General features: G+C 67.9%; 10 protein-coding genes. 9 read left to right on the top strand and 1 reads right to left on the bottom strand.

From position 1 onward, the window contains the following. Nucleotides 1–12 precede the first annotated feature (12 nt). Nucleotides 13–927, bottom strand: coding sequence for a LysR family transcriptional regulator (locus BUR94_RS19095; protein ID WP_074258025.1), 915 nt, complete (start codon nt 925–927; stop codon nt 13–15). 171 nt (nt 928–1,098) lie between these two features. Between BUR94_RS19095 and chvE the strand changes: the two genes are divergently transcribed. The 9 genes from chvE to BUR94_RS19140 all read left to right on the top strand — a co-directional run bounded on the left by chvE (nt 1,099) and on the right by BUR94_RS19140 (nt 12,067). Beyond that, nucleotides 1,099–2,151, top strand: coding sequence for a multiple monosaccharide ABC transporter substrate-binding protein (gene chvE / locus BUR94_RS19100; protein WP_074258026.1), 1,053 nt, complete (start codon nt 1,099–1,101; stop codon nt 2,149–2,151). A 64-nt stretch (nt 2,152–2,215) separates the two neighbouring features. Further along, complete coding sequence (gene mmsA / locus BUR94_RS19105) at nt 2,216–3,736, top strand: multiple monosaccharide ABC transporter ATP-binding protein (protein WP_074258027.1); 1,521 nt, start codon at nt 2,216–2,218, stop codon at nt 3,734–3,736. Between the two features lie 10 nt (nt 3,737–3,746). Next, nucleotides 3,747–4,979, top strand: coding sequence for a multiple monosaccharide ABC transporter permease (gene mmsB / locus BUR94_RS19110; RefSeq protein ID WP_074258028.1), 1,233 nt, complete (start codon nt 3,747–3,749; stop codon nt 4,977–4,979). Nucleotides 4,980–4,982: 3 nt separating this feature from the next. Further along, a complete protein-coding gene (gene araD / locus BUR94_RS19115; RefSeq protein ID WP_074258029.1) occupies nt 4,983–6,728 on the top strand; it encodes an L-arabinonate dehydratase in 1,746 nt (581 codons plus the stop codon). Between the two features lie 60 nt (nt 6,729–6,788). Next, nucleotides 6,789–7,712: a Gfo/Idh/MocA family protein gene (locus tag BUR94_RS19120; protein ID WP_074258030.1), complete on the top strand. Its 924-nt coding sequence runs from the start codon at nt 6,789–6,791 to the stop codon at nt 7,710–7,712. Beyond that, a complete protein-coding gene (locus BUR94_RS19125; RefSeq protein ID WP_074258031.1) occupies nt 7,709–8,719 on the top strand; it encodes an aldose epimerase family protein in 1,011 nt (336 codons plus the stop codon). The genes BUR94_RS19120 and BUR94_RS19125 overlap by 4 nt, the downstream gene beginning before the upstream one ends. A 14-nt stretch (nt 8,720–8,733) precedes the next feature. Further along, nucleotides 8,734–9,651, top strand: a complete 918-nt coding sequence (locus BUR94_RS19130) for a dihydrodipicolinate synthase family protein (RefSeq protein WP_074258032.1) — start codon at nt 8,734–8,736, stop codon at nt 9,649–9,651. Nucleotides 9,652–9,659: 8 nt separating this feature from the next. Continuing rightward, the gene (locus BUR94_RS19135; RefSeq protein ID WP_074258033.1) at nt 9,660–11,180 is read left to right on the top strand and encodes an aldehyde dehydrogenase (NADP(+)); all 1,521 of its coding nucleotides are present in this window, start codon (nt 9,660–9,662) and stop codon (nt 11,178–11,180) included. Continuing rightward, a complete protein-coding gene (locus BUR94_RS19140) occupies nt 11,177–12,067 on the top strand; it encodes a 2-dehydro-3-deoxygalactonokinase (RefSeq protein WP_074258034.1) in 891 nt (296 codons plus the stop codon). Before BUR94_RS19135 ends, BUR94_RS19140 begins: the two co-directional genes overlap by 4 nt. Nucleotides 12,068–12,074 lie beyond the last annotated feature (7 nt).

The raw sequence follows: 12,074 nt of genomic DNA on the forward strand, positions 1-12,074 counted from the left end.
CTTCGCGCCCCGTCAGAGCCGCCGGAACACCTCCTGCATCACCCGCTCCGCTGCCCGGTTCATCTGCTGGCTCCGGTTGTGAATCACGAAGTAGGGCGCCACCGCCAGCGGGTCGGCCAGCTCCAGCTTGGCAAAGCTGTCGCCGATCCGGTTGCGGGTGATCACCTCCGCCACCTCCTGGCTCTGCGGCGCGATCGCGTCGGTTCCGGCGAGGATCGACAGCACCACCAGCAGCGAGGAGGAATTGGTGATCTGGTCCGGCGCCGCCAGCCCTGCGGCATGGAAGGCCCCGTCCATCGCCACCCGGATCGGCGTGCCGAGGTCCTGGATCACCCATTCGTAGGCCCGCAGCTCCGCCAGCCTGCGCGGCGCGCCCAGCGCCGGATGCCCCGTGCGCACCACCAGCGCGATCACCTCGTTGCGCGCCGGGTAGATGCGGAACTGGCGGCTGTCGTACTCCGGCGGCAGCCGCGCGATGACAAAGTCGAACCGCCCTTCCTCCAGCCCCCGCACAAGCTGGGTCGAGGGGCCGACCTCGATGGTGGCCTGTATCCCCGGCGCCGCTTCGCGCACCGCCTGGATGGCGGGCACCAGCACCCCCACCGTCGGCCCGGTCACCGACCCCACCCGCACCTCGCCGGCCTCGCCGCTGCGCAGCCCGGCCACCTCGGTCTCAAGGCTCTCCAACTCGCTCAGGATCACCCGCGCATGACGCAGAAAGGTCTCGCCCACCAGGGTCGGCTCCATCCCCTTGGGGTGGCGCAGGAAAAGCGGCGCGCCCACCTCCGCCTCGATCTCCGCCAGCACACGGGAGGCCGCGGGCTGGCTCATCGCCAGCATGTGCGCCGCACTCTGCAACTGCCGGGTCTCGCCGATCCGCTGGATCAGCCGCAACTGGCGGGGCTTCAGCCGGGCGGCCAGGTCCATGTCCCGATCTCCATATCAATAACGATATGCAGACAGCCTATATTCGCATTTTACAGTCATGCAAATCCCGCGCTATCGGAGTCCCACGGGCGCCGGAAGGCCCCGCAACAGGGAGCAGTGCGTCGCAGGGGCCGGGAGGGCCCGCCGAACGCACGCATTTGGAGGATACAAATGAAACTCAAGACCCTTCTCGCCTCGGCTGCGGCCGTGGTGGCCTTCACCGCTGGCGCCTACGCCGAGGGCACCGTCGGCATCGCCATGCCCACCAAGTCGTCCGCCCGCTGGATCTCGGACGGCGAGTCCATGGTCGAACAGTTCGAAGCCGCCGGCTACGAGACCGACCTGCAATACGCCGAGGATGACATCCCCAACCAGCTGGCCCAGATCGAGAACATGATCACCAAGGGTGTCGACGTGCTGGTGATCGCCGCCATCGACGGCACCACCCTGTCGAACGCGCTCGAGAACGCCGCTGCCTCCGGCATCAAGGTCATCGCCTACGACCGCCTGATCCGCGACAGCGAGAACGTCGACTATTACGCCACCTTCGACAACTTCAAGGTCGGCGTGCAGCAAGCCTCCAGCCTCGTCGCGGGCCTCGAGGAGCGCTTCGGCGACGGCCCCTACAACGTCGAGCTCTTCGGCGGCTCGCCCGACGACAACAACGCCTACTTCTTCTACGATGGCGCCATGTCGGTGCTCCAGCCGCTGATCGACGCGGGCACCATCAACGTGGTCTCCGGCCAGATGGGCATGGACACCGTCGGCACCCTGCGCTGGGATGGCGCCGTGGCCCAGGCCCGGATGGATAACCTCCTCTCCGCGCATTACACCGACAAGCAGGTGCACGGCGTGCTCTCGCCCTACGATGGCCTTTCCATCGGCATCCTGTCGTCGCTCAAGGGCGTCGGCTACGGTTCCGGCGACCTGAAGATGCCGATCGTCTCGGGCCAGGACGCCGAGGTGCCTTCGGTCAAGTCGATCCTCGCCGGCGAGCAGTATTCGACCGTCTTCAAGGACACCCGCGAACTCGCCCGCGTCACCGTGGGCATGGTCGATGCGGTCCTCGGCGGCGGCGAGCCCGAGATCAACGACACCTCGACCTACGACAACGGCATGAAGGTCGTGCCTTCCTACCTGCTCGAGCCCGTCTCCGTCGACGCGAGCAACTGGGAAGAGATCCTGATCGGCTCCGGCTACTACACCGAAGACCAGATCAAGTAATCCCCCAGGGGGTTCTCCCGGGGCCTGCGCACGCGCGGGCCCCATCCCAGGCGGAGGCAAGAGCATGACCGCGCTGCTCGAAATGCGCTCGATCACCAAGGAATTCCCCGGCGTGAAGGCCCTCGACACGGTGAACCTCACCGTGAAGCAAGGCGAGATTCACGCGCTGGTGGGAGAAAACGGCGCCGGCAAGTCCACGCTGATGAAGGTGCTCTCCGGGGTCTATCCCGTGGGCAGCTACGAAGGCGAAATCCACTACGACGGCGGGCTGGCCGAGTTTCGCACCATCTCCGACAGCGAGGCGCGGGGCATCATCATCATCCACCAGGAGCTTGCCCTGGTGCCCCTGCTCTCGATCGCCGAAAACCTGTTTCTCGGCAACGAGCGCAGCAAGGGCGGCGTCATCGACTGGCGCGAGACCAACCGCCGCACCGAGGAACTGCTGCGCAAGGTGGGGCTCAGGGAGCCGCCCACCACTATGGTCGACAAGATCGGCGTCGGCAAACAGCAGCTGGTCGAGATCGCCAAGGCCCTCTCCAAGGAGGTCCGCCTGCTGATCCTCGACGAGCCCACCGCCGCGCTCTCGGAGTCCGACAGCCAGGCCCTGCTCGACCTGATGCTGGAGCTGAAGGCCCAGGGCGTCACCCAGATCATCATCAGCCACAAGCTGAACGAGGTCCGCCGCGTGGCCGATACCGTCACCGTCATCCGCGACGGCACCACGGTTTCCACCATGGACGCCCGCGAGGGCGGCATCACCGAAGACCGCATCGTGCGCGACATGGTCGGCCGCGACATGGCCCACCGCTACCCCGAGCGCACCCGCCGCGCGGGCGACGTGCTGATGCAGGTCAAGGGCTGGAACGTCTGGCACCCCGAGCACAGCGACCGGCAGGTCATCCGCAACGCCGATCTCACCGTACGCGCCGGCGAGGTGGTGGGCATCGCCGGCCTCATGGGCTCGGGGCGCACCGAGCTGGCCATGTCGATCTTCGGGCGCAGCTACGGGCGCAACATCTCGGGCAGCGTGGAGATCGGCGGCACGCCCGTCGATACCTCCACCGTCCCCCGCGCCATCCAGACCGGGCTCGCCTACGTTACCGAGGACCGCAAGAGCCTGGGCCTGATCCTCGAAGAGAACATCCAGCGCAACATCACGCTGACCAACCTTCCGCAGGTCTCCAGCGCCGGCGTGCTCAACGAGGCCGAAGAGACCAAGGTCGCCGAAAAGTACCGCCGCGCCATGAACATCCGCACGCCCTCGGTGTTCCAGACGGTGATGAACCTTTCGGGCGGCAACCAGCAGAAGGTCGCGCTCTCCAAATGGCTCTTCGCCGAGCCGCAGGTGCTCATCCTCGACGAGCCGACCCGCGGCATCGACGTGGGCGCGAAGTTCGAGATCTACGGCATCATCAACGAGCTTTCGGCGCAGGGCAGGGGGGTCATCATGATCTCGTCGGAAATGCCCGAACTGCTCGGCATGTGCGACCGCATCTATGTGATGAACGAAGGCGAGCTGGTCGGCGAACTCACCGCCGAAGAGGCCAGCCAGGAGCGCATCATGTCGCTCATCGTGACCGATTGAGGGAAGAGAAATGGCACTCGCAGAAGACTCCGAAACCCATGAACGCAAGAGCATCGGCTCCTACCTGAAGAGCCACCTGCGCGAATACGGCCTGCTCTTCGCGCTCATCTTCATCATGGTCTTCTTCCAGATCGTGACCGAAGGCACCCTGTTCCGCGCGGTGAACATCACCAACCTGATGCTGCAAAACAGCTACATCATCATCATGGCGCTGGGCATGCTGGTGGTGATCGTCTCGGGCAACATCGACCTCTCCGTCGGCTCCGTCATGGGCTTCATCGGCGCGCTGGCGGCGGTGATGATCGTCAACTGGGGCTGGAACCTCTATGTCACCGGCCTGATCTGCCTCGTCGCGGGCGGGCTGATCGGGGCGGCGCAGGGCTACTGGGTCGCCTATTGGAAAGTGCCCAGCTTCATCGTGACCCTGGCCGGGATGCTGGTGTTTCGCGGCGCTTCGCTCTGGCTGCTCGAAGGCCAGTCCGTCGGCCCCTTCCCGCGTGAATTCCAGGTCATCGCAAACGGCTTCATCCCCGATCCCTTCCCCGCCGCGCTGGGCGAAAGCCTCGCCGGGGTCTTCGGCGCGCGGCAGGTCAACGTGCTGGCCCTGCTCACCGGGGTGGTCGCCGCGGGCATCATCACCTGGCTCGGCATGCGCACCCGCGCCCGCAACAAGGCCTACGGCATCGAGGACGAGCCCCGTGCCTTCTTCATCGCCCGCAACCTGATCGTTTCCGCCGCGCTGATCTTCATCTGCTACAAGCTGGCCACCTTCCGCGGCCTGCCCAACGTGCTCATCACCATGGGCGTGCTGACGGTGATCTACGCCTTCGTCACCGAGCAAACCACCATCGGGCGGCGGGTCTACGCCCTTGGCGGCAACGAGAAGGCCGCCAAGCTCTCGGGCATCAAGACAGAGCGGCTCACCTTTCTCGCCTTCGCCAACATGGGCGTGCTGGCGGCCATCGCGGGCCTCGTCTACGCCGCCCGCCTCAACACCGCCACGCCCAAGGCCGGCTTCGCGCTCGAGCTCGACGTGATCGCGGCGGTCTTCATCGGCGGTGCGTCGATGTCGGGCGGCGTTGGCAAGATCGTCGGCGCCGTGGTCGGCGCCTTCCTGATGGGCGTGCTGAACAACGGCATGTCGATCATGGGCATCGGCATCGACTACCAGCAGGTCATCAAGGGCCTTGTGCTGCTCGCCGCCGTGCTCTTCGATGTCTACAACAAATCCAAGCAGGGCTGAGACATGACCTTCCAACCCGCCGAATGGCCCCGCAAGCTCCGCTCCCAGCACTGGTATGGCGGCAACTCCCGCGACACGATCTACCATCGCGGCTGGCTGAAGAACCAGGGCTACCCGCATGACCTCTTCGATGGCCGCCCGGTCATCGGCATCCTCAACACCTGGTCCGAGCTGACCCCCTGCAACGGGTCTCACGTCAAGGAGCTGGTCGAAAAGGTCAAGGCCGGGGTTTGGGAGGCCGGCGGCTTCCCGGTCGAGGTGCCGGTGTTCTCGGCGTCTGAGAACACCTACCGCCCCACCGCCATGATGTTCCGCAACCTCGCGGCCCTGGCCGTCGAGGAAACGATAAGAGGCCAGCCGATCGACGGCTGCGTGCTCATGGTCGGCTGCGACAAGACCACCCCCTCGCTGATGATGGGCGCCGCCTCCGTCGACCTGCCCGCCATCGTCGTCACCGGCGGCCCCATGCTCAACGGCTACTTTCAGGGCGAGCGCGTCGGCTCCGGCACCCACCTGTGGAAGTTCTCCGAGGATGTGAAGGCCGGCAAGATGACCCAGGAGGAGTTCCTGGAGGCCGAGCAAAGCATGTCCCGCTCCACCGGCACCTGCAACACCATGGGCACCGCCTCCTCCATGGCCTCCATGGCCGAGGCCCTCGGCATGGCCCTCTCCGGCAACGCCGCCATCCCGGCGGTCGACAGCCGTCGCCGCGTCATGGCCCAGCTCTCCGGCCGCCGCATCGTGCAGATGGTGAAGGACGACCTGAAGCCCTCCGACGTGATGACCAAGCAGGCCTTCGAAAACGCCATCCGCACCAACGCCGCCATTGGCGGCTCCACCAACGCGGTGATCCACCTCCTCGCCATGGCCGGCCGCTGCGGCGTGGACCTGACGCTCGAGGATTGGGACCGCTGCGGCCGCGACATCCCCACCATCGTCAACCTCATGCCCTCCGGCAAATACCTGATGGAGGAGTTCTTCTACGCCGGCGGCCTTCCGGTGGTGCTCAAGCGCCTCGGCGAGGCCGGCGTGCTGCACCGCGAGGCGCTCACCGTCTCCGGCGGCGCGATCTGGGACGAGGTTAAGGACGCCGTCAACCACAACGACGACGTGATCCTCCCTGCCGAAAAGGCCCTCACCCAATCGGGCGGCATCGTCGTGCTCAAGGGCAACCTCGCCCCCGGCGGCGCGGTGCTCAAGCCCTCCGCCGCCACGCCGTCGCTGCTCCAGCACAAGGGCCGCGCCGTGGTGTTCGAGGATATCGACGACTACAAGGCCCGCATCAACGATGATGCGCTCGACATCGACGAGACCTGCATCATGGTGATGAAGAACTGCGGCCCAAAGGGCTATCCCGGCATGGCCGAGGTCGGCAACATGGGCCTGCCGCCCAAGGTGCTGAAGAAGGGAATCACCGACATGGTCCGCATCTCCGATGCCCGCATGTCGGGCACCGCCTATGGCACCGTGATCCTCCACACCTCTCCCGAAGCCGCCGCCGGTGGCCCGCTCGCGGTGGTGCGGAGCGGTGACATGATCGAGGTCGACGTGGCGAACCGCCGCCTCCACCTCGATATCCCCGAGGCCGAACTCACCGAGCGCCTCTCGGCCTGGACGCCCACCCACGAGCAGCCGAAGTCGGGCTACGCCTGGCTGCACCAGCAGCACGTCATGGGGGCCGATACGGGGGCGGATCTCGATTTCCTCCAAGGCTGCCGGGGCAACGACGTCGGCAGAGACTCGCACTAGCAGAGTGGGCAATCTGCTCCCCTTCCGGGGGCAATCTTCCCACCACCCAAGGAGACCATCATGCAAATCGCCCTCGTCGGCATCGGCAAGATCGCGGTGGATCAGCACGTGCCCTCCATCGCGGCCTCTCCCGATTGGGAGCTCGCCGCCACCGTCTCCCGCCACGGCACGGTGGAGGGTGTCGCCGCCTACACGCAGCTCTCCGAGATGCTCGACGCCCACCCCGAGATCCGCGTCGTCTCGCTCTGCGTCCCGCCCGTGCCGCGCTTTGCCCTCGCGGCCGAGGCCATCCGGGCAGGCCGCCACGTGATGCTCGAAAAGCCCCCGGGCGCGACTCTCTCCGAGTGCCACACGCTCGAAGCGCTCGCCCGCCAGCACCGCGTCACCCTTTATGCCTCCTGGCACAGCCGCGAGGCCGCCATGGTCCCCGCCGCAAAGGCATGGCTGGCCGACAAAAAGCTCACCCGCTTCACCGTCACCTGGAAGGAAGACGTGCGCCGCTGGCACCCCGGCCAGGCCTGGATCTGGCAGCCCGGCGGGCTCGGCGTCTTCGACCCGGGTATCAACGCCCTCTCCATCGTGACCGAGATCCTCCCCGACCCGATCCACCTCACCGCCGCCACGCTCGAGGTGCCCGAGAACTGCCAGGCCCCGATCGGTGCCCAGCTCGCCTTCGCCCACCCCACGGCGCAGGTCGACATGGTGTTCGACTGGCGCCAGACCGGCGATCAGACCTGGGAGATCGAGGCCGAAACCACCCAAGGCACCCTCAAGCTGCTCGACGGCGGCGCGCGGCTCCAGATCGACGGCAGCGAACAGGGCGAGGACGCCGACGCGCTCAAGGGCGAATACCCGCGCCTCTACGCCAATCTCGCCCGCCTGGTCGCCCGCGGCGAGATCGACATGGACCTTGCGCCCATGCGCCATGTCGCCGATGCCTTCACCCTCGGACACCGCAGCCTTACGGAGCCTTTCCACGAATGACCCCCGATGAGAACCGAGAGATCTTCGCCACCACCCCCGAGGGCGACGTGGTCGAGATCGTCACCCTGCAGAACGGCCCCGCCACGGCCCGGGTCATGACCTGGGGCGCGACCCTTCAGGACTTCCGCCTTGACGGCATCGAGCACAGCCTCGTCCTCGGCTCCCCGGTCTTCGAGCCCTACCGCACCCGTATGCGCAATTACGGCGCCATCGTGGGCCGCGCCGCCAACCGCATCGCGGGCGGGCGCGCGCCGCTCAACGGCACCACCCTGCAGCTCGAGACCAACGAAGAGGGTCGCACCGCACTCCACGGCGGCTCCGACGGCTGCGGCTACATCAACTGGCAGCTCGCCGAGGCCAGCGCCACCTCCGCGCGGTTCGCCGTCACCCTGGCCGACGGGCAGGGCGGCCACCCGGGCAACCTCGCCCTCACCGCGACCTACAGCCTCGATGCCGAGGGCGCGCTGACGCTGGAGATCACCGGCACCACCGACGCCCCCACCTTCTGCAACATCGCCCACCACAGCTACTGGAACCTCGACGGCACCCCCACGCTCGACGGCCACACGCTGCAGGTGGATGCCGACAGCTACCTCGCCGTCGATGCCCACAAGATCCCGCAGAACGGCCCCGCCCCCCTCGCCGGCACCCGGTTCGATTTCCGCCAGCCCCGCGCCATCACCATGGCCACCGACGCGCCTGGGCTCGATCACAACTTCTGCCTGCGCGATCCGGGCACGGTCATGCGCCCGGCCTGCACCCTCCGCGCCGCCGGCCTGCAACTGGAGATCGACACCACCGAGCCCGGCTTGCAGGTCTATGACGGCTCCGGCCTCAACTCCGAGGCCCCCGGCCATACCGGCAAGCCCTACGGCCCCCACGCCGGGGTGGCCATCGAGCCGCAGCACTGGCCCGACGCGCCCAACCACCCGGACTATCCCCAGATCACCCTCAACCCGGGCCAGACCTACCGGCAGGTTTCCCGGTTTCATGTCACCCGCATCTGACGTAAGGACAGCCCATGCAAAGCCCGCTTACCGGAATCCTCCCTGTCGCGCCCACGCCCTTCACCGCTGAAGGCGCCGTGGACGAAGAGGGGATGCGCCGCGTCCTCGATTGCATGATCGACCAGGGGGTGGATGCCATCTGCATCCTCGCCAACTATTCCGAGCAGTTCGTGCTGTCGGACGAGGAGCGCGCCCTGCTCACCCGCGTCAGCCTCGAGCATGTCGCGGGCCGCGTGCCGGTGATCGTCACCGTCTCGCATTTCTCCACGCAGATCGTGGTGGACCGCGCCAGATATGCCGAGAGCCTCGGCGCCTCCATGCTGATGATGATGCCCCCCTACCACGGCGTGGGCCTCGTGCCCGCCGAGGCCGGGATCATGGAGCATTTCCAGGCCGTCTCCGATGCCATCTCCATCCCGATCATGGTGCAGGACGCGCCGCTCTCCGGCGTCTCCCTGCCGGTGCCCACGCTGGTCCGCATGGCCCGCGAAATCGAGCATGTGTCCTACTTCAAGATCGAGACCCCCTTTGCCGCCGACAAGCTGGCAGCCCTGATCGAACAGGGCGGCGAGCACATCGTCGGCCCCTTCGACGGCGAGGAGGCCGTGACCCTGCTGGCCGACCTCGACGCAGGCTGCACCGGCACCATGACCTCGGCGCTGCAGCCCGAGCTGATCGGCCCGATCGTCGCCAACTACCGCTCCGACGATCTCGATGCCGCGCTGGCAGGCTGGAAACGCTGCCTGCCGCTGATCAACCACGAAAACCGCCAATGCGGCCTCCGCGCCGCCAAGACGGTGATGATGGAGGGCGGCGTGATCGGCTCCGACCACGTCCGCCACCCCTTGAAACCCATGTCGCAGCGCACCAGGTCACGCCTGCTGCAACTCGCAAAAGAACTCGATTTGATCGCCCTGAAATGGGGCAAGTGAGGAGACCCATGAGCTTTACCCCCAAGGGAAAACACCTGATCGCCGGCGAATGGCTCGACGGCAACGGCACCTTCAAGAGTGAGCCCGCTCATGGCGAGGCCTTCGACTACCCCGTCGGCACGCCCGAGCTGGTGAACAAGGCCTGCGAGGCCGCCGAAGAGGCGTTCTGGACCTACGGCTACTCCTCCCGCGAGGCCCGCGCGGCCTTTCTCGACACCATCGCCGACGAGATCGAGGCCCGCGCCGACGAGATCACCGAAATCGGCACCTCCGAGACCGGCCTGCCCGAGGCCCGCCTCCAGGGCGAGCGCGGCCGCACCACCGGCCAGCTCCGCCTCTTCGCCAGCCACATCCGCGAGGGCAAGCACCTCGACGTGCGCCACGACAAGGCCCTGCCAGACCGTGCGCCGCTGCCCCGCCCCGACCTGAAGATGGTCCAGCGTCCGATCGGCCCGGTGGCGGTCTTCGGCGCGTCGAACTTCCCGCTCGCCTTCTCCACCGCGGGCGGCGACACCGCCGCCGCGCTGGCCGCGGGCTGCCCGGTGGTCGTCAAGGGCCACTCCGCCCACCCCGGCACCGGCGAGATCGTGGCCCAGGCCATCGACGCCGCGATCCGGAAGTGCGGCATCCACCCCGGCGTCTTCTCCCTCATCCAGGGCGGCAAGCGCGATGTGGGCACCACGCTGGTCCAGCACCCGCTGATCAAGGCCGTGGGCTTCACCGGCTCGCTCGGCGGCGGTCGCGCGCTCTTCGACCTCTGCGCCCAGCGCCCCGAGCCGATCCCCTTCTTCGGCGAGCTGGGCTCGGTCAACCCGATGTTCGTGCTCCCCGAGGCCGCCAAGGCCCGTGGCAAGGCCATGGGCGAGGGCTGGGCCGGATCGCTCACCATGGGTGCGGGCCAGTTCTGCACCAACCCCGGCATCGCCGTGGTCGAGAAGGGCGAGGCCGGTGACGCCTTCGTCACCGCCGCCAAGGAGGCCCTCTCCAAGGCCGCCCCGCAGACCATGCTCACCGACGGCATCGCCCAGGCCTACAAGGACGGCAAGGCCCGCTTCGACGGCCGCAACGCCGTGCAGCCCCTGCTGACCAACGAGGACGAGGGCCGCAACGCCTCCCCCAACCTCTACGAGACCGACGCCGAGGCCTACCTGCAGGACCACGCGCTCGGCGAGGAGGTCTTCGGCCCCCTCGGTCTCGTCGTCCGGGTCAATGGCAAGGACGACATGGAGACCCTGGCGAAGGGCTTCGAAGGCCAGCTCACCGCGACGATCCACATGGATGATGGCGACACCGAGCGCGCCAGGGCGCTGATCCCGATCCTCGAGCGCAAGGCCGGCCGCCTGCTGGTCAACGGCTTCCCGACCGGCGTCGAGGTGGCCGACAGCATGGTCCACGGCGGCCCCTATCCCGCCTCCACCAACTTCGGCGCCACCTCGGTGGGCACGCTCTCGATCCGTCGCTTCCTGCGGCCTGTCTGCTACCAGAACATGCCCGACGCGATCTTGCCGCAGGACCTGCAAGGCGCATGATTGCCAGCTGGATCGCGGCCGACTGGGGCACCTCCAACCTGCGCCTCTGGGCCATCGGCCCGGAGGGGGAGGTCATCGGTCGCGCCTCCAGCAACAAGGGCATGGGCAAGCTGGACCCCTCCGGCTACGAGCCCGTCCTCCTCGAGCTGGCCGAGCCCTGGCTCGGCCGCCACGCCACCGACGTGCTGATCTGCGGCATGGCCGGGGCCCGGCAGGGCTGGGTCGAGGCGCCCTACGCCGCCGCCCCCTGCAAGCCCGCAGGCCTCCCGCCTGTCAGCGCCCCCACCGACGACCCGCGCCTGCGCGTCCGCATCCTGCCCGGCGTCTCTCAATCCGACCCGGCCGACGTGATGCGCGGCGAAGAAACCCAGGTCGCAGGCTTCCTCGCCGGCAACCCTGCGTTCGACGGCATCCTCTGCCTGCCCGGCACCCACTCCAAATGGGTCCATGTCTCCGCCGGAGAGATCGTCAGCTTCCGTACCTTCATGACCGGCGAGCTGTTCTCCTTGCTCTCCTCGCAATCGGTGCTGCGCCACGCGCTTCACGGCGAGGGCTGGGACGAGTCCGCCTTCGCGCAAGCCGCCGCCGTGGCCATGTCGCGCCCCGAGCGGCTGGCCTCCTCGCTCTTCTCCCTCCGCGCCGCCTCGCTGCTCACCGGCCTCGCGCCCGGCACCGCCCGCGCGCGGTTGTCCGGCACGCTCATCGGCCTCGAACTGGCCGCCGCGCGCCCCTACTGGCTCGGCCAGCGCGTCGCCCTCATCGGCGGCCCGCTCCTGACCGAACCCTACGCCAAGGCCCTCGCCGCCCAGGGCCTCGCCCCCGAAATCCACGATGGCGAAAACCTCGCGCTGGCCGGCCTCACCGCCGCCCGCATGGCCCTCGCCTGACGCTGCA

Origin of the sequence: Vannielia litorea (assembly GCF_900142295.1) — a bacterium.
Classification (GTDB): Bacteria; Pseudomonadota; Alphaproteobacteria; order Rhodobacterales; family Rhodobacteraceae; genus Vannielia; species Vannielia litorea.